16 protein-coding genes, 1 tRNA gene and 2 pseudogenes are annotated in these 17,430 nt (G+C 70.3%); 13 read left to right on the plus strand and 6 right to left on the minus strand.

The genetic code is table 11. The features are described from left to right. Positions 1 to 9 precede the first annotated feature (9 nt). Positions 10 to 1,419 (plus strand): class II fumarate hydratase, encoded by a 1,410-nt coding sequence (locus ACPXB1_RS09490; RefSeq protein ID WP_377672969.1) that lies wholly within the window; start codon positions 10 to 12, stop codon positions 1,417 to 1,419. Here ACPXB1_RS09490 and ACPXB1_RS09495 read toward each other — a convergent pair. Further along, positions 1,364 to 1,711: a hypothetical protein gene (locus ACPXB1_RS09495; RefSeq protein ID WP_425735074.1), complete on the minus strand. Its 348-nt coding sequence runs from the start codon at positions 1,709 to 1,711 to the stop codon at positions 1,364 to 1,366. The genes ACPXB1_RS09490 and ACPXB1_RS09495 overlap by 56 nt on opposite strands. Before the next feature lie 342 nt (positions 1,712 to 2,053). Between ACPXB1_RS09495 and ACPXB1_RS09500 the strand changes: the two are divergent. The 3 genes and pseudogenes from ACPXB1_RS09500 to ACPXB1_RS09510 all read left to right on the plus strand — a co-directional run bounded on the left by ACPXB1_RS09500 (position 2,054) and on the right by ACPXB1_RS09510 (position 3,751). Continuing rightward, a pseudogene (locus ACPXB1_RS09500) lies at positions 2,054 to 2,868 on the plus strand (helix-turn-helix domain-containing protein). Further along, the gene (locus ACPXB1_RS09505) at positions 2,859 to 3,041 is read left to right on the plus strand and encodes a DUF397 domain-containing protein (RefSeq protein ID WP_355589933.1); all 183 of its coding nucleotides are present in this window, start codon (positions 2,859 to 2,861) and stop codon (positions 3,039 to 3,041) included. The pseudogene ACPXB1_RS09500 and the gene ACPXB1_RS09505 overlap by 10 nt, the downstream one beginning before the upstream one ends. Positions 3,042 to 3,154: 113 nt before the next feature. Continuing rightward, a complete protein-coding gene (locus tag ACPXB1_RS09510; RefSeq protein ID WP_425735075.1) occupies positions 3,155 to 3,751 on the plus strand; it encodes a GNAT family N-acetyltransferase in 597 nt (198 codons plus the stop codon). Here ACPXB1_RS09510 and ACPXB1_RS09515 read toward each other — a convergent pair. Beyond that, positions 3,718 to 4,263: a CGNR zinc finger domain-containing protein gene (locus ACPXB1_RS09515; protein ID WP_355589927.1), complete on the minus strand. Its 546-nt coding sequence runs from the start codon at positions 4,261 to 4,263 to the stop codon at positions 3,718 to 3,720. The two genes, ACPXB1_RS09510 and ACPXB1_RS09515, sit on opposite strands and share 34 nt — an antisense overlap. Positions 4,264 to 4,349: 86 nt before the next feature. Here ACPXB1_RS09515 and ACPXB1_RS09520 point away from each other — a divergent pair, with 86 nt between their 5' ends. The 3 genes and pseudogenes from ACPXB1_RS09520 (at position 4,350) to ACPXB1_RS09530 (ending at position 7,973) form a co-directional block, all read left to right on the plus strand. Further along, positions 4,350 to 5,312 (plus strand): EamA family transporter, encoded by a 963-nt coding sequence (locus tag ACPXB1_RS09520; RefSeq protein WP_355589925.1) that lies wholly within the window; start codon positions 4,350 to 4,352, stop codon positions 5,310 to 5,312. A 57-nt stretch (positions 5,313 to 5,369) separates the two neighbouring features. Further along, positions 5,370 to 6,041 (plus strand): annotated as a pseudogene (locus ACPXB1_RS09525) (HAD family hydrolase); the annotation flags it as partial. 240 nt (positions 6,042 to 6,281) lie between these two features. Continuing rightward, on the plus strand, positions 6,282 to 7,973 hold the full coding sequence (locus ACPXB1_RS09530; RefSeq protein WP_355589922.1) for a S8 family serine peptidase: 1,692 nt from the start codon (positions 6,282 to 6,284) through the stop codon (positions 7,971 to 7,973). Positions 7,974 to 8,233: 260 nt separating this feature from the next. Here the strand turns inward: ACPXB1_RS09530 and ACPXB1_RS09535 are convergent, their stop codons facing one another. Both ACPXB1_RS09535 and ACPXB1_RS09540 read right to left on the minus strand, forming a co-directional pair. Beyond that, positions 8,234 to 9,304 (minus strand): hypothetical protein, encoded by a 1,071-nt coding sequence (locus ACPXB1_RS09535; RefSeq protein WP_425735076.1) that lies wholly within the window; start codon positions 9,302 to 9,304, stop codon positions 8,234 to 8,236. 225 nt (positions 9,305 to 9,529) lie between these two features. After that, positions 9,530 to 10,258, minus strand: a complete 729-nt coding sequence (locus ACPXB1_RS09540; protein ID WP_425735077.1) for an IclR family transcriptional regulator — start codon at positions 10,256 to 10,258, stop codon at positions 9,530 to 9,532. A 62-nt stretch (positions 10,259 to 10,320) separates the two neighbouring features. Here ACPXB1_RS09540 and cysS point away from each other — a divergent pair, with 62 nt between their 5' ends. Together cysS and rlmB are read left to right on the plus strand one after the other, a co-directional pair. After that, positions 10,321 to 11,736 carry a cysteine--tRNA ligase gene (cysS, locus tag ACPXB1_RS09545; RefSeq protein ID WP_355589913.1) on the plus strand — a complete coding sequence of 472 codons (1,416 nt, stop codon included), beginning with the start codon at positions 10,321 to 10,323 and terminating at the stop codon, positions 11,734 to 11,736. After that, entirely contained in the window at positions 11,736 to 12,899 is a 1,164-nt protein-coding gene (rlmB, locus tag ACPXB1_RS09550; protein WP_355589910.1) for a 23S rRNA (guanosine(2251)-2'-O)-methyltransferase RlmB, read from the plus strand. Before cysS ends, rlmB begins: the two co-directional genes overlap by 1 nt. 133 nt (positions 12,900 to 13,032) lie before the next feature. Here rlmB and ACPXB1_RS09555 read toward each other — a convergent pair whose 3' ends face one another. Next, positions 13,033 to 14,124, minus strand: a complete 1,092-nt coding sequence (locus ACPXB1_RS09555; RefSeq protein WP_355589908.1) for an ABC transporter ATP-binding protein — start codon at positions 14,122 to 14,124, stop codon at positions 13,033 to 13,035. 351 nt (positions 14,125 to 14,475) lie between these two features. Here ACPXB1_RS09555 and ACPXB1_RS09560 point away from each other — a divergent pair. Beyond that, positions 14,476 to 14,552: transfer RNA gene (locus ACPXB1_RS09560), tRNA-Thr, on the plus strand. A gap of 6 nt (positions 14,553 to 14,558) precedes the next feature. Here ACPXB1_RS09560 and ACPXB1_RS09565 read toward each other — a convergent pair. Next, positions 14,559 to 15,182 (minus strand): CGNR zinc finger domain-containing protein, encoded by a 624-nt coding sequence (locus ACPXB1_RS09565; protein ID WP_355627823.1) that lies wholly within the window; start codon positions 15,180 to 15,182, stop codon positions 14,559 to 14,561. Between the two features lie 91 nt (positions 15,183 to 15,273). On the opposite strand from ACPXB1_RS09565, the gene ACPXB1_RS09570 reads away from it, so the two are divergent. The 3 genes from ACPXB1_RS09570 to ACPXB1_RS09580 are packed head-to-tail and all read left to right on the plus strand — an operon-like array spanning position 15,274 to position 17,389. Next, complete coding sequence (locus tag ACPXB1_RS09570; protein ID WP_425735078.1) at positions 15,274 to 16,539, plus strand: MFS transporter; 1,266 nt, start codon at positions 15,274 to 15,276, stop codon at positions 16,537 to 16,539. Continuing rightward, entirely contained in the window at positions 16,536 to 16,934 is a 399-nt protein-coding gene (locus tag ACPXB1_RS09575; protein ID WP_355589899.1) for an AraC family transcriptional regulator, read from the plus strand. Before ACPXB1_RS09570 ends, ACPXB1_RS09575 begins: the two co-directional genes overlap by 4 nt. A 35-nt stretch (positions 16,935 to 16,969) precedes the next feature. After that, a complete protein-coding gene (locus ACPXB1_RS09580) occupies positions 16,970 to 17,389 on the plus strand; it encodes a VOC family protein (protein WP_053655034.1) in 420 nt (139 codons plus the stop codon). Positions 17,390 to 17,430 lie beyond the last annotated feature (41 nt).

Below are 17,430 nucleotides of genomic sequence, written 5' to 3' on the forward strand. Positions count from 1 at the left end.
CGCGGCAGGATGGTATGCGTGACGACTCCAGAGGCGACCGGCTACCGAATCGAACGCGACTCGATGGGCGAGGTGGAGGTGCCCGCCGAGGCTCTGTGGCGGGCGCAGACCCAGCGCGCGGTGCAGAACTTCCCGATCTCCGGCCGAGGCATCGAGCCGGCGCAGATCAAGGCGCTCGCCCAGATCAAGGGTGCGGCGGCCGAGGTCAACGGCGAGCTTGGTGTGATCGACGCGAACGTGGCCTCCGCGATCTCCGCCGCCGCCGCGCACGTGGCCGACGGCGGCTACGACGACCAGTTCCCGATCGACGTGTTCCAGACCGGCTCCGGAACGTCGTCCAACATGAACGCCAACGAGGTGATCGCCACTCTGGCCAGCCGGGAGCTGGGCTCGCCGGTGCACCCGAACGACCACGTCAACGCATCCCAGTCCAGCAACGACGTGTTCCCGTCCTCGATCCACCTGGCCGCCACCCAGTTCATCGTGGAAGATCTGCTGCCGTCGCTGACCCACCTCGCCGAGACGCTTGAGGGCAAGGCGGCCGAGTTCGAGACTGTGGTCAAGGCGGGCCGTACCCACCTGATGGACGCCACGCCGGTCACCCTCGGGCAGGAGTTCGGCGGGTACGCGGCACAGGTCCGCTACGGCGTGCAGCGGCTGGAGGCGGCGCTGCCCCGGCTTGCCGAGCTTCCGTTGGGCGGCACCGCCGTGGGCACCGGGATCAACACCCCGCTGGGTTTCGCCGCCGCAGTCATCGAGAGGCTGCGCGCGTCGACAGGGCTGCCGCTGAGCGAGGCGCGCAACCACTTCGAGGCGCAGGGCGCCCGGGACGCGCTGGTCGAGACCTCGGGGCAGTTGCGCACCGTCGCCGTGGGCCTCTACAAGATCGCCAACGACATCCGTTGGATGGGCTCCGGCCCCCGCGCCGGCCTGCGGGAGCTGCGCATCCCCGACCTCCAGCCCGGCTCGTCGATCATGCCGGGCAAGGTCAACCCGGTGGTCGCCGAGGCCATGCGGCAGGTCTGCGCCCAGGTCATCGGCAACGACGCGACGGTCGGCTTCGCCGGCTCGCAGGGCGACTTCGAGCTGAACGTGATGCTCCCCGTGATGGGCCGCAACCTGCTGGAGTCGATCCGGCTGCTGGCCGCCGCGAGCCGGCTGTTCGCCGACCGTCTGGTGGCCGGCCTGGTCGCGGACGCCGAGGTCTGCCTGGCGTACGCCGAGGGGTCGCCGTCGATCGTCACCCCGCTCAACCGCCACCTGGGGTACGACGAGGCCGCGTCGATCGCCAAGGAGGCGCTGGCCAAGCAGACCTCCATCCGCGAGGTGGTGATCTCCCGAGGCCACGTCGACTCCGGCAAGCTCAGTGAGACCCAGCTCGACGAGGCCCTCGACCTGCTCCGGATGACCCACCCCTGACCTGCGGGTCGCCGCGCGGTGCCGCCCAGGCGAGAAAGCGGGAGTAGAGCGAGGCGGGGTCCGGGCCGTCGTGCGGGTTGAGCCGGTACAGGTCGGCGGCCGCGTCGTGCAGGACCGCGCACAGGTAGATGCTCAACGCGATCCGGTCGTGCGCGTACTCCTGCCGCAGTGTGAGCCGCGCGACCGGGCACGGCCAGGGTGCGGCGCAGACCCGGCAGAGCCAGAGTGGACGCAGCGGCAGGTGCTGCCGGCGTGGCGTAGCCGAGCGGTCGTCCGGTGCGCTCCGGGTCATGGTGCGGCCTCCCTTGGAGCCGAGCGCCACCGTCAAGATCGCGCTCGATCCTGGATGTAGTGGTCTCCGCCCGCCAGGAGCCCACTACATCCACGATCGAGCACGCTCTTCCGGGGCCGGTCGGCGTGGTCTGGGGTGGGACCGCCCGACCGGGGAGCGGGCGGTCCCCTGCGGCGCCTACAGGCCCGGGGGACGGGGAGCGGTGCCGCACCTCACAGTCTGGTGATCGGGCGACTACGGTCGGAAGGGTTTGGTCGCGTCGTCGTAGTAGCCCTGTTTCGGGTGGTACCGCCGCTGGCGGCCGACTGGAGTTGATCGTCGGCGGGGTGGAGGGCGGCAGGCATGGCCGATGGGCAGATGACGGCGGCGGCGTTCCTGATCGCGGAGCTTCGTCGGGCGCGAGCCCGGCGCGGTTGGAGTCAGGAGGAGCTGGCCAAGGCGGTCAACTACTCGGCGTCGATGGTCAGCGCCGTCGAGTTGGGCCAGCAACCGCCCACCGGCAAATACCTGGAACTCGTCGACCGCGCTTTGGACACCGGCGGCCTCTTCGGCCGCATGTCCACCGAGCTGGTCAGCCTGGACCGGGCCCAGCCGTGGCTGCGCGGCTGGCAGGCGATCCTTGAGCAGGCGCGCACGGTCCGGTGGTACGAGCCCCGCTACGTGCCCGGTCTCTTTCAGATGGAGGACTACGCGCGGGCGGTCTTCGAGGCGGGTGGCCTGCTCGACTCCGATGAGGTTGACCGGCGAGTGACCGACCGGATGAACCGTCAAGAAGTGCTGCACAGCGAGCGATCCCCACACATCGTGGCAGTGCTGGACGAGGCGGTGCTGCGCCGACGGGTGGGCGGGCGCAAGGTGATGCGCGAACAGACGCTGCATCTGGCGAGCATCGCCACCGGACACCCTCGGGTCAGGCTGCACGTGGTGCCGCGATCCGCAGAGGAGTATCCGGGGCGCTCGGTGGGCAATTTGCGCTCGCTGCCCTGCCAGACGGCACCGTACTGGCCTATCTGGACAGTCAGGTTCGGGGTCAGGAGCTGGATCGGCCTGCGGATCTCGCGCGGTTGCAACGGGTCTGGGAGGCTACCTTGGGGGAAGCCCTGCCCCCGCAGGCTTCCGTCGAGTTGATGAACGAGGTGGCCGAGTCATGGAGCTGATCGGCGCTGACTGGCGCAAGAGCAGCCGCAGCAACCAGGACGCCAACTGTGTCGAGGTGGCTACGAATCTGGGGGACGTGGTCGGGGTGCGTGACAGCAAGGACCCGGACGGACCCGTGCTCGCCGTCGACGCGTACTCCTGGCGGCTCTTCGTGGCGGCGATCCCGCGCTGACGCGACCGCCTGCCGCGCGGCGGTGGTCGGGTTTCCCCGCGCGGATCGCGCGGGTGGCGGCGGCCCGGGTAATCGGCTCGACCTGCGTCGCGTCGCGGCGGGATGATCCGGTAATGGATGGCGATGGCCTGGAGGGTCCTGCGGGGACCGAGCGGTTGCGGTTCCGGCGGTTCACCGCTGCGGATGTGGACGCGCTTGTCGAGTTGGACAGCGATCCCGAGGTGATGCGGTTCCTGACCGGTGGCGTCGCCACACCGCTGGCCACGGTCCGCGACGAGCAGTTGCCGAGGCTGTTGGGTCAGTACGACAGGTACCCCGGGCTGGGCCGCTGGGTGGCGCTCGATCGGGCGACCGGCGAGTTCGTGGGGTGGTTCGCGCTCGACCCGTCGGCCGGTGGTGACGAGGCGGAGTTGGGCTACCGGCTGCGTCGCGCGACGTGGGGGCGTGGCCTGGCCACCGAGGGCTCCCGGGCGCTGGTGCGGCACGCCTTCGACGTGGGCGGGGTGCGTCGGGTGTGGGCCGAGACGATGGCGGTCAACGACCGGTCCCGGCGGGTGCTGGCGAAGGCGGGGCTGCGCCACGTGCGCACCTTCCACGTGCAGTGGGACGACCCGATTCCGGGGACCGAGCACGGCGAGGTGGAGTACGAGTTGCGGGCGCAGGATTGGGCGGCGGCTCAGGGGCGGCCGGCGGCCCGACGGGCACGGTAGGCGGTCACCGCCGCCCGGTTGCCGCAGCCGGAGTCGCAGAACCGCCGCGACCGGTTGCGGGACAGGTCGACGACCACGTTGTCGCAGTCCGGGTATTCACAGATCCGCAGCCGGCTCAGCTCGCCCATCCGGACCAGGTCGGCGATCGCCATCGCCGCCTCCACTGCCATCCGGGACGCGAGCGGTGCGTCGCGGGGCACGGCGTGCAGATGGTACGGCTGGTCGTCGTGCTGGATGAGCTGCGGCAACGCGCGGTGTTCCAGCAGCAGGCTGTTGACCACGGCGACGACCTCGGGTGGCTCGGCGTACCAGATGCGGCGCAGGCGAGGGCGCAGGTCCCGGACGGCCTGCAACTCGGCGTCGTCGCACTCGTGCCGACCCGTGTAGGAGTGCCGTTCGAAGTAGCTGTTGAGCGCGGCGACGTCGGGCAGAAGTTCGCCCTCCCGCCCATCGGTGTTGACGAGTGCTGCGGCAGAGATCAGCGAGTGTTCCGTGTCATGAGCGAATAGCAACTTGACTCCTGTCACAGGTGCCACTTAGCGTCATCAGCGCAAGGGTAGTTTGCTCATGACATCTTTGCCGTCCCGAGGAGAGCGAAATGCACCAACGACCCGCCGCGGGCGCCATGCTGGCGGTGCTCTCCGCGGTCACCTTCGCCACCTCGGGCACCTTCGCACGTTCGCTCATCGACGCCGGCTGGTCGGCCGAGGCCGCGGTGATCTGCCGGGTCGGCATCGCCGCCCTCGTGCTCGCGATCCCCGCCCTGCTGTCGCTGCGAGGCAAATGGCACGTGCTGCGCAGCAACCTCACAGCGGTCGGGATGTTCGGTCTGCTCGGGGTCGCCGTGGCCCAGGTGTGCTTCTTCAACGCCGTGCGCTACCTGCCAGTCGGCGTCGCGCTCCTGCTGGAGTACCTCGGCATCATCCTCGTCGTCGCGTGGATGTGGCTGCGGCACGGGCAGCGCCCCCGCCAGCTCACACTGATCGGCTCGGCGGCAGCCCTGTGCGGCCTGGCATTCGTGCTGGACGTCACCGGCAGCGGCACCTTCCACCCCGTGGGCGTGCTCTGGGGACTGGGCGCCGCAGTCGGCCTGGCCGGCTACTTCGTACTCGCCGGCCGCGCCGACCCCCGGCTGCCCTCCGTCGCCCTGGCCAGCGGCGGGATGGCCGTCGGCGCCGTCGCACTGCTGCTTGTCGGGCTGACCGGCCTGCTGCCCCTGCACGCCACGTTCGGCGAGGTCACCTTCGCCGGACAGCGCACCAGTTGGCTGCTGCCCATCGCCGGGCTGTCACTGATCGCCGCCGTCGTCGCGTACCTCACCGGGGTCGCCGCCGCCCGCATCCTCGGCGCCCGGCTGGCGTCCTTCGTCGGGCTGACCGAGGTGCTCTTCGCTGTGCTGATCGCGTGGCTGTTCCTCAACGAACTGCCGACCGCCTGGCAGTTGTTCGGCGGCACGCTGATCATCGCCGGAGTCGCGCTGGTACGCCTCGACGAGCTGCGCGCAACGCCGCCGGCCCTACCCGTACCGCCCAGGCCCGCGCTGGCCGTCGACGGACGGTGAGGCGGTGTGTCGTGCCTGTCGCGCCTGGCCTCCGATTGCGGTGAGACAGTGGGCAGCGTGCTGACAACCGTGGTGTTCGACGCCGACGAAACACTGCTGGACCTGAGACCGGCGGTGACCGGCGGACTGATGGCAGTCCTCGACGACATGCGGCGGCGGACCCCGGCCGCCGCCGACGTGACACTCGCGGAGTTGGAATCCGACTGGGGTGCGGTCTTCGGCGAGCTCAGCGCCGCCCCGGTGACGGAGATCCGCCGCGCCGCGTTGGCCCGATCGTTGGCCCGCGCCGGGCTTGACGACCACCTGGACGAGATCGCCGACCTCTTCTTCGCCCGCCGGTTCGCCCTCACCCGCCCCTACCCGGACGTACTGCCGGCGCTGGCCATGCTTCGCTCCCGGTACACGCTGGGCTTCGCCACGAACGGCAACAGCCGCGCCGAGCGTTGCGGGCTCGCCGGTGAGTTCACCTTCGAGGTGTACGCCCACGAGAACGGCCTACCCAAGAAACCCGCCCCGGAGTTCTACGCGGCGGTGGTAGCGGCGGCCGGCGTCCCGGCCAGTCAGATCGTGTACGTCGGTGACTCGTGGGTGCACGACGTCGTCGCACCTCGCACCGCCGGCCTCCGCTCGGTGTGGCTGAACCGTACCGGCCGGGCTCGTCCCGATGGATTCCCGCCCACCGCCGAAGTGTCGACGATGGCCGACCTGCCGGCGGTGCTCGCCGACCTGCCCGCGGTGGCGGGTGGCTCGCCTACGGTGCTCGCCGATCTGCCTGCGCTGCCGGTTGAAGCCGCCGGGCTTGCGGCTCTGACGGCCGATCGTCCAGCGATTTCCGTCGATCAGGATGGAGTGGCTGCCGACCTGGCCGGATCCGGCAGAGAATCACCGTCATGACGGACGCTCGTCTGGCGGAATCCCGCTAGGTGTTGTGTGATGACGCCACGTCCCTCAACGAGAGGATCCGATGTGGTGAGCAAGCGCTTCACCGTCGGCGCTGTCGCAACCGCGGCAGTGCTGGCGCTCACGGCAGCGGGACTGGGTGTACCAGCCAGTGCCGCGCCTACCAGCTCCCGAACCTTCACCGTCGTCGCCGAGGACGGTGTCGCGGCCGAGACGGCCGTCGCCGCCATCAAGGCAGCCGGTGGCACCGTGGTGTCCCGGTCCGACGAGGTCGGGATGTTCCAGGTGACCAGCGACCGGGCCGACTTCGCGGCCAAGGCGACCGCCGCCCCCGCGCTCGTTGGCGCCGCCGAGCAGAAGGCGATCGGCCGCAAGCCGAAGCTGGACCGCGTCGAGCAGGAACACCTGAACAGCGCCACCAGGGCCGCCGCCGGTAAGGCGGCCAAGAAGGGCGCCAAGCTGGACCCGCTCGACGACAAGCTCTGGGGCCTCAAGATGATCGGGGCCGACAAGGCCCGCAAGGTCGAGCCGGGTGACCGTCGGGTGACCGTCGGCGTACTGGACACCGGCGTCGACGCCAGCAACCCGGACATCGCGCCGAACTTCAACTGGGCGCTGTCGCGCAACTTCGCACCGGACCTGGTCGACATCGACGGTCCCTGCGAGGTCCCGAGCTGCCTCGACCCGGTCGGCACCGACGACGGCGGGCACGGCACCCACGTGGCGGGCACCATCGGTGCCGCCGCGAACGGCTTCGGCCTCTCCGGTGTCGCGCCGAACGTCTCGCTCGTCGAGCTGAAGGGTGGCCAGGACTCCGGCTACTTCTTCCTGGACCCGGTCGTCAACGCCCTGGTGCACGCAGGCCGGTCCGGCATCGACGTGGTCAACATGTCGTTCTACGTCGACCCGTGGCTCTTCAACTGCACCGCCAACCCGGCCGACTCCCCCGAGAACCAGGCGGCGCAGCGGGCCACCATCAAGGCCATGAAGCGGGCCCTGAACTTCGCCCACAACAACGGCGTCACCCTGGTCGGCGCGCTCGGCAACAGCAACATGGACCTGGGTGCGCCGCGCACCGACACCAGCAGCCCGAACTACGGTGACACCGCCCCGTACCCCCGGCCGATCGACAACAACAGCTGCTGGGACCTGCCCGTCGAAGGCCCGCACGTCATCGGGGTGTCGTCGGTCGGCCCGTCCGGTAAGAAGTCGGACTTCTCCAACTACGGCACCGAGCAGATCTCGGTGGCGGCACCGGGCGGCTGGTTCCGGGACGGCTTCGGCACCGACACGTTCCGCACCGACGCCAACATGATCCTCTCGACGTACCCGAAGCACGTGCTCCAGGAGGAAGGCTCGGTCGACGCCGACGGCAACATCGTCGCCGGTTTCGAAGAGTCGGTCTTCAAGCAGTGCAAGGCCAACGGCGAGTGCGGCTACTACACCTACCTCCAGGGCACCTCGATGGCGTCCCCGCACGCCGCCGGCGTCGCCGCGCTGATCGTCAGCCGGCACGGCAAGCCGGAGCGTCGCGGTGGCTTCGGCATGTCGCCGAACCTGGTCGAGCAGCACCTCTACCGGACGGCTGCGGAGCACGCCTGCCCCGAGCCGCGCCTCCAGCAGTACCGCAACGAGGGCCGGGACGAGACCTACGACGCGTACTGCGCCGGTGGGGTCAACTTCAACGGCTTCTACGGCTACGGGATCGTCGACGCCTACGCGGCGGTGAAGACCCCGCTCAAGCCGAACGCCCGCCCGTAACGCACCACGTCGGGGCCCGGAGACACCTGTCACCGGGCCCCGACCCGCGTCCCGGCGTGTTCCGGCTTCTGTCCCGGCGTGTGTCCGGCGTGGTCCGGCCCGTGGCCCGGGGTTGTCCAGCCCGTGCCGCGGCTGTCCGGGGCGGCCGGGCGCTTGATCGACTCGGCTTCCTGGAAACCGGGGTGTCGAGGCGAGTGGGATAGCCCGATTTCCAGGAACCCGTGATGCTCTTGGCCGGTCGGGGCGGTCGGGGCGGTGGCTCACCGGCGCCAACCGCGGGCGACCAGCGCAGCGCGTACCTCACGGAGCACCGCGGGGAACTCGACGTGCAACCGTCGGCTGGTCACGTGCAGTACCAGCCAGCCCGCCCCGACGAGTAGGTTCAGCCGGCGGCGGTCGCGGTGCAACTGTTCGGCGTCCGCATGCCACTGCCCGTCGTACTCGACAGCTACCCGGTATTCCGGCCAGGCCAGGTCGGGATGCAGGACGATCCCGTTGGGCAGGCGTACCGGATGTTGAACGGCCGGTCGCGGCAACCCGCCCAGCACCAAGCGGACTCGAAGTTGCGATTCCGGCGGGGATTGAGCCCCGCCGTCGGCCAGGCCGAAGATCCAGCGCGCCCGACGCGCACCGAAACGGTCCGCATTGTGGGCTGCCATCTCGGCAAGCGTGTCGCTGTCGGTCAGGCCCTGCCCGAGCATCGTGTCGACGATGGCTACCGCCCGGATCGGATCGAGCCACACTGCCGTCTCCCAGGCGGCCCGCCCCGGGTCGGAGCGGGGGATCGCACCTCGCTGCCCCCGGAACTCCCACCCCGGTGGGGAGTCGGCGACCGACGTGCCCGGCCTGCGGACGGGCTCCACCCTGGCGACGCTCATCCGCCTGTCGCCCGGCCCGGTTGCCCGCGTGTCGCCTGAGCTGACCCGCACCGCGCTGCCAGGTGTGGTTCCGGATCGCTCATCGGCACTGGTTTCGGGGGACGGAACGCCGACGTCGATGTGCACGCGGAGGCCGCGCTGGGCGCCGACCCGCAGCGGTCGGGGCACGAGGACGTGGACGTCGTCGGTGAAGGCGGCGGCGTGTTCGACACCGTGCAGGTAGGCGGCCGAGGGGCCACCAACGACCACCCCGGGAGGTAGCCGGAGAAGAACGGCGCGACAGGCAAGGGCGTGGTCGCGGTCCAGTCGTGCGTCGGCGTACACGTCGTGGCGCACCCGCACCCAGGCGGCGCTGCGCAGCTGATGTTCGGTGAGCAGGCCGTCCCGGACAGCGTCGGAGCCGCGGAAGACCTGCCAAGCCAGGGCATCGGGTCGATGTGGACGTGGTGGCATGACGAGCAGCCTGCCGACCACTCATCGCCAACGGATACCCCTGTGGATAACCCGCCAGGCCGCCCGGCCGGCCCCTGTGGACGGCCGCCACGGCGATCGCCGGCCGTGGTATGGCCGTCGGGCTGGAGATCGACTCGCCTTCCTGGAAATCGCGGTATCCGAGCGGCGGCGACAGCCCGATTCCCAGGAAGCCGAGTCGATCAACCGGCGGCGTCAGCGGCGGCGTCAGCGCAGGGCGGTCGAGATGGCGGTGGCGGCGGCGAGCACCTGCGGGCCGACCGTGTCGACGTCCAGCGGGGCGAGCGCGACCACCCCGACGCTCGCCTCAAGGCCTGGTACACCGAGTACCGGTGCTGCCACCCCGAACGCCCCGGACTGCAACTCGCCACTGCTGCTCACCGGCTCACTCGCCCCTGCCCGGCCTGCGAGGATCGCCCGACCCGCAGCGCCCCGGTCCAGTGGATGCCGTGCCCCGGTCCGGTACGCCACGTGGAACGACGTCCAACTCGGCTCGACCACTGCCAGGGCCACTCCGTCTCCGCCCTCGACCACTGTCAGGTGCGCGGTTGCCCCAGCCTGCTCGGCGAGCCGGCGCAGGGCGGGCAGCGCCCCCTCGGCGAGCAGTGGTTGGGCGCGGCGGGCAAGGTGCAGTACGCCGACACCGAGCCGGAGCCTGCCGTCGCTGTCGCGCCGCAGCATCCCGTGACCGATGAGCGGAGCCGCCAGCCGGTAGACGGCCGCCCTTCCGATGCCGAGCCGGGTCGCCGCCTCGGTGACTGTCAGTCCGCCCGGCGCGTCGGCGACCAGGTACAGCAGCCGCAGCCCGCGGTCCAGCGTCTGCGCCGTCTCCCCGCCCCGCCCCGCGACCGTGCCGGCACGCCCAGCGACTGCCTCGGCCTGCCCAGGGCTGGTGGAGGTGGCGGATGGCTCACCGGGGTGTGCGGTCGGATCCACGCAGGCAGCGTACGACCCGGCACCGGCGGACCCGGACAGACACGGACGGCTACCCTTGTACGGTGACGCTACGCCTGTATGACACCGCCACCCGATCGGTGCGGGACTTCGTCCCGCGGGAAGCCGGCAAGGTGGGGGTCTACCTGTGTGGTCTCACTCTTCAGGCTCCGCCGCACATCGGCCACCTTCGCTCCGGCGTCAACTATGACGTGCTGCGCCGTTGGCTGCTGTCGGCAGGTTACGAGGTCACGTTCATCCGCAATGTGACCGACATCGACGACAAGATCCTGGTCAAGGCGGGGGAGCAGGGTCGGCCGTTCTGGTCGATCGCGTACGCGAACGAGCTGATCCTCGCCGAGTCGTACCGGGCGTTGAACGTGCTGGCGCCGACCTATGAGCCGCGCGCCACGGGGCACATCCCCGAGATGCACGAGCTGATCATGAAGTTGATCGCCGCCGGGCACGCGTACCCGGCGACCGACGGCTCCGGCGACGTCTACTTCGACGTGGCGTCCTGGCCGACCTACGGATCGTTGTCGGGTCAGTCCCCGGACGCTATGCAGTCGGCAGGTGACGCCCCCGACCGGGGTAAGCGGGACCCGCGTGACTTCGCGCTCTGGAAGGGCGCCAAGCCGGACGAGCCTGCGGATGCCTACTGGCCGTCGCCGTGGGGGCTGGGCCGCCCTGGCTGGCACATCGAGTGCTCGGCGATGTGCTGGCGCTACCTCGGCCCGGAGTTCGACATCCACGGCGGTGGACTGGACCTGACGTTCCCGCACCACGAGAACGAGATCGCCCAGTCCAAGGCTGCCGGGCTGCCGTTCGCCCGTTACTGGGTGCATCACGGGCTGCTCAGCATCGGCGGCGCCAAGATGGGCAAGTCCGCCGGCAACGCGCTGGGCCTGGCGTACGTGGAGTCGCTCGGGGTGCGGCCGGTCGAGCTGCGGTATTACTACGCCGCCGCCCACTACCGTTCGGTGATCGACTACTCGGAGGACTCGCTGCGCGAGGCGGCCACCGCGTACCGGCGGATCGAAGGTTTCGTGCAGCGGGCCGCCGAGCGGGTGGGCGCCGGGCAGCCCGGCGGACTTCCGGCCGGCTTCGTCGCGGCAATGGACGACGACCTCAACACCTCCGCCGCGCTTGCGGTGTTGCAGCAGCACCTCCGGGACGGCAACACCGCGCTGAGCGTCGGCGATGATGTGACCGTCCGCACCACGCTGGCCGAGGTACGGGCGATGCTGGATATCCTCGGCATCGACCCCCTCGACCCGGCGTGGACCGGTGGCGGCAGTTCGAACGATCTGCGCGCCGTGGTGGACTCCCTGATCGCGCTGGCCCTGGAGCAGCGCGCGCAGGCCCGGGGCCGCAAGGACTGGGCCGCCGCCGACGCGGTACGCGACCAGCTCAAGCTGGCCGGCGTGGCGGTCGAGGACACCCCCCAGGGCCCCCGTTGGACTATTGGAGAGCAGGACTGATGGCCGGCAACTCGCAGCGCCGTGGCCGGCGACTGACGCCGAAGGCGGGTGCCCCCAAGGGCTCCGGCGGCAAGAACAAGGACTCCCTGGCCGGGCGGGGCCGCACCCTGCCCGCCGACGAGCGGCCCTGGCACAAGGGTTATTCGGGCACCGAGAAGCTGCCGCAGCGCACCGCCTGGAAGCAGGACAAGGAGCGTCGCGCGGCGGCCGAGGAGGGGCGTGCCCCGAAGATCGGTCAGCCGGGCAGCAAGGACACCACCTGGGGCAAGGGCGGCGGTCGTGGCGTACCGGGCGGTCGGGGCGGTGCCGCCGGCCGAGGTGGCGCGGGCGGTCGCGGTGGTGCTGCCGGTCGTGGCGGTGCTCCCGGTCGGTCTGGCCCCCGGGTCGCGCCGGGCCGCAAGTCCAACCCGGCCAAGGACACGCCGGAGCTGCTGGTCGGCCGCAACCCGGTGCTGGAGGCGCTGCGCGCACAGGTGCCGGCGACGGCTCTGTACACGGCCCAGGGCATCGACATGGACGACCGGATCAACGAGATCATCCGGACGGCCGCCGACCGGGGCATCGCCATCCTGGACATCAGCCGGGCCGAGCTGGACCGGATGACCGGCGGGGTGCTGCACCAGGGCGTCGGATTGCAGGTGCCGCCGTTCGCGTACCAGTCTTTCGAGGACATGGTCGTCGCGGCCCTGGAGCAGCCGGCGCCGCTGCTGGTCGCGCTGGACGGGGTCACCGACCCGCGCAACCTGGGTGCGGTGATCCGTTCGGCCGCCGCGTTCGGCGCGCAGGGTGTCTTCGTACCCGAGCGGCGGGCCGCCGGTATCACGGCGACCGCCTGGCGGACCAGCGCCGGCGCGGCCGCGCGGGTGCCGGTGGCCCAGGTCACCAACCTGACCCGGTCGCTGAAGGCGTGCCGGGACGCCGGCTTCATGGTGGTCGGCCTGGACGCCGACGGCGACACCGACCTGTACGACCTGGAGGCCGCCGTCGGCCCGCTGGTGGTCGTGGTGGGCTCCGAAGGGCGCGGGTTGTCCCGGCTCGTCGGGGAGACCTGCGACCTGACCGTCAGCATCCCGATGATCTCCGAGGTGGAGTCACTAAACGCCAGCGTGGCCGCCGCGGTCACCCTCGCCGAGGTGGCCCGCCGCCGCTCGGTCGAGCTGTAACCACGCCGACGAGGCTCCTCCCGGTCCGCCGGGAGGAGCCTCGTCGCGTGTCCAGGCCCGGTAGGCCCAGGCGTCGGTACGACGAAAGGGGCGGTCCGCCGTAGCGGACCGCCCCCATCGGTACGGCGTTACGTCAGATCCGGCTGCCGGTGGCGGCGTGGAAGACGTGGCTGCGGCCGGTGCGCGGCTTGACGAACACGGTGTCACCCATGTTCGGCATGGTGCGCCGGTCGGTGCGGACGACGAAGCGCTCCGAGTTGCCACCCAGCGCGGCGTGCCCGTAGACGTTGGCGTCCGACCCGAGGTCCTCGACAAGCTCGACCACGACCGGCATGCCGCCCTCGGTCGGGCTGACCAGGTCGCAGTCCTCCGGGCGGAAGCCCACAGTCACCTTGCCGTCGCCGCCCTCGGCGCGGGCAGCGGCGACCTGCTCACGGCTCAGCGGGATGTGCAGCTCGGCGAACTCGGCGCCCTGCTCGTTCAGCGGAACGGTCTTGATGTTCATGGCGGGGGAGCCCATGAAGCCGGCGACGAACACGTTCGCCGGGGTGTCGTACAGCGCCCGGGGGGTGTCCACCTGCTGGAGAACACCGTCGAGCAGCACCGCAACCCGGTGACCCATGGTCATGGCCTCGACCTGGTCGTGCGTCACGTACACAGTGGTCACGCCCAGCTTGGCCTGCAACGACGCGATCTGGGTACGGGTCTGCACGCGCAGCTTGGCGTCGAGGTTCGACAGCGGCTCGTCCATGAGGAAGACCTGCGGCTCGCGGACGATCGCCCGGCCCATCGCGACACGCTGACGCTGACCACCGGAGAGCGCCTTCGGCTTACGGCTGAGGTACTCCTCCAACTGGAGCAGCCCGGCCGCCTCCTTGACCCGCCGGTCGATCTCCGACTTGGAGGTCTTGCGCAGCTTCAGGGCGAACGCCATGTTCTCGTACACCGTCATGTGCGGGTAGAGGGCGTAGTTCTGGAAGACCATCGCGATGTCGCGGGCCTTCGGGGGGAGGTGGGTGACGTCGCGCTGGTCGATGTGGATCGAGCCGGCGTCGACGTCCTCCAGACCGGCGAGCATCCGCAGGCTTGTGGACTTGCCACAACCGGACGGGCCGACGAGGACGAGGAACTCGCCGTCGCCGATTTCGAGGTCCAGCTCGTTGACGGCGGGACGCTCGGTGCCCGGGTAGATCCGGGACGCCTTGGAATAGGTGACCGTAGCCATGGTGAAGCGCTTCCTTTCACCGGCAGGAACGTGCCGGACGATCCGAGTGAAGGAGCGACCGGTACGAAGCCGTACCGGTCAGCGGACGTCGGGTCGCCACGAGGGTGGCTGATCGTCATCCGTGTCACTGCACCGTAAACGTGTTTAACCCCGCTGCCAAGATGGGGGGTCGCCGGAAGTGAGTCAGCGGTCAGGCATTCCGGTCACTCGGGCACGGTAGGACATCAATCGACACGTCCGATCGGCCACCTGGAGACGTACGGGCGTCGGGTTGTTGACGTTTCCCGTGCTCGGGAGCCCTCGCGAGCGGGATATCCGGACGGCAGTCGCTATGCTGACCTCGACGCACGCGCCCCTGTAGCTCAGCTGGCCAGAGCACTCGCCTTGTAAGCGAGATGTCGCCGGTTCGATCCCGGCCGGGGGCTCCAATTCCATCAGGCTTTTTCCGAGCGCCGCCGCCGCGCGGCGACGTAGCGGCGCATCTTCTCGGCAGTGCCGCAGTCGTCCATGCTGCACCAGCGGCGACTGCGGTTCTTGCTCTCATCGTGGAAGAGGAAGCGGCAGCCTCCGCAACCCTTGATCCGGTCCAGCGGCCCTGCGGTGAGCAGTTGGACCGCCGCATGCACCACCGGCCGGAGAGGTCGGGCAAGCGTCTGGTCATCTCGCCAGACCCACGCGAACGTGCTCCCGCCTTCGAGCTGTGCGTGGCTGAGGGCGTCCGCTTCGTCGTCCCGCAGCCGGGCCAGGGCGGCCGTGCTCGGTGCGCCTCCGGCGGCCAGCGATCGGAAGATTTCGTCGAGGTAGTCGCGGGTGTCAAGCGCTCGTGAAAAGGCAGCATGAGCGCCTTCTGGGTCGTTGCGTGACAGCCGGCGTAGCGCTGTCGCCTCAGTTTGGGTGAGGGTGCCCGCGTGCACGCCCCAGGCGACCAGTTCCGGATAGCCCGTGAGCACGTCGTCGTCCGAGGGCCCGACGGGTGGGCCGGTGCGGGTGTTGACGAAGTCCAGGGCGAGGTTGCCGCCCACCAGGTGCATCCGCGTCACGTCCTCGGCTGTTTCCATCAAAACTGACTTTACCAGTTGACCCTCGTCGGAGGCATCGCTAGCTTGTTTCTAGTGTAAGGAACTTAGCCGGTAACAGTTGGAGGGGTGGATGGGCCGCTGGCGAGCAGTGGGGGCACTGATCGGCTTGTCCGGCGGGACGTTCCTCTACACCACAGCCGAGGCGCTGCCGATCGGCCTGCTGCTCCCGATGGCCGCGGACCTCGCCGTCACACCGTCGCAAGTGGGCATGCTCGTCACCGCGTACGGCGCGGTGGTGGTTGTCGCCTCGATTCCGTTGACGGCCCTGGCCAGGAGGATTCCTCGCCGACGACTGCTGTCGGCGCTCCTGGCCGGCTTCGTCGTCAGCACCGCGATCACTGTGTTCGCGAGTACGTTCGCGTTGCTGCTGGCGGCCAGGATGGCAACCGCTGCGACGCATGCGTTGTTCTGGGCCGTTGTGGTGCCGGCCGCTGCCGAGTTGTTCCGACCCGGGCTGCGCGGTCGGGTGGTGTCGATCGTGTTCGCCGGCGGCAGCGTCGCCCTGGTCATGGGGGTGCCTGCGGGCACCTGGCTCGGCGAACGCGCGGGCTGGCGGGTGTCGTTCCTGGCGGTGGCCGGGCTCGGCGCGGTCGTGCTCGTCGCGGTGGCGTCACTGCTGCCCTCCGCGCCGCCCGATCAGGGACACGCCGCCCGAGGTGCGACACCCGACGTCCGCCGCTTCTGGCTGCTGGTGGCCGTAGCGATCCTGACGACCGCAGGTGCCATCGCCGCCTACACCTACGTCGCCCTCTTCGTCACCGAGGTCAGCGGGTTCCCCGCCTCGGCGGTCGGGGTCATCCTGTTGGCGCGCGGTGTTGCCAGCGTGCTCGGGATTCTCGCTGTCGGAGCGGTGGTGGACCGCAACCCGTGGCTGGCCCTGGTCGCGACAGTCGCGCTGCAGTCGGTGGCACTGCTCGGGCTGTACGCGATCGGCCACCGCCCGGCGGCTGCGGTGGGCCTGCTCGCTCTGGCCGGACTGGCGTTCGCGGCATTCACAGCTGTGCTCGGTGGCGTCGTCCTCCAGGTGGCGCCAGGGCGCTCCGACCTCGCGGCCGCCACCGTTTCCGCCGCCGTGAACGTCGGCATTACCGGCGGCGCCCTGGTCGCCGGTCTCGCGCTGCCGGGCCACGGCGTGCGCAGCACGGTGCTGCTCGGCGCCCTGCTCGGCGTCGTCGCTCTGATGGTCATCGGTGCTGGCCTCACCGGGCGGGGTCGCCGCCGGCGCATACGCGCAGCAGCGCCGACTGCCGCAGCCCCAGTTCGGCTGACCGAGCTGTCCAGTCCTGGCGGTAGCCTGGGGTCGGGCAACGAGCCGAGCGGGACGGGGGTCCGATGAGTCGCGCGGTGGAGCAGTCGAACCGGGCGATGCTGCGCGCCAGGGACGCGATGGACCGGGCGTACGCCCAGCCGTTGGACATCCCGGCGTTGGCCCGGATCGCGCACGTGTCGGATGCCCACTTCATCCGGACGTTCCGGGCCACGTTCGGCGAGACTCCGCACCGCTACCTGCAACGTCGTCGGGTGGAGCGGGCGATGTCGCTGCTCGTGGAGACCGACCGGGACGTCACCGACATCTGTTACGCGGTCGGCTTCAGCAGCCTGGGCACGTTCAGCCGCACGTTCCGGCAGATCGTCGGGGAGTCACCCACGAGCTTCCGTCAACGGACGACACCGACAAACGTGCCGTCCTGCTTCACCAAGGCGTGGACCAGACCTGTCAGTTTTGGATAAGCAGCAGGTCAGGGGCGACCTCTACCGTCATGGGCATGACGATGAACGCGATCAGCCGCTCCCAGATCTACGTCCTGGACCAGGACGAGGCACTCGACTTCTACGTGAACAAGCTCGGCATGGAGGTCAACACCGACCAGGACCTCGGTTTCATGCGGTGGTTGACCGTCAACCTGCCCGGCGACCCGGAGCGGGAGATCCTGCTGGAGAAGCCGGGCCCGCCGGCACTGGACCCGGCCACCGCGGAGCAGGTCCGTGAGCTTCTCACCAAGGGCGCCCTGGGCGGATACCTCTTCATGACCACCGACGACGCCCGCAAGACGCACGAGGATCTGGTGGCGAAGGGTGTCGAGATCACCGACGAGCCGACCGAGCGTCCGTACGGGATCGACTTCGGTATCCGGGACCCGTTCGGCAACCGGATCCGCATCGGCCAGATGTTCCCCCGATCGTAGGGGCGAGCCACAGCGGAGGGCGCGGGCGATCCCGCGCCCTC

Source organism: Micromonospora sp. DT68, assembly GCF_049847245.1.
Lineage (GTDB): Bacteria > Actinomycetota > Actinomycetes > Mycobacteriales > Micromonosporaceae > Micromonospora > Micromonospora profundi.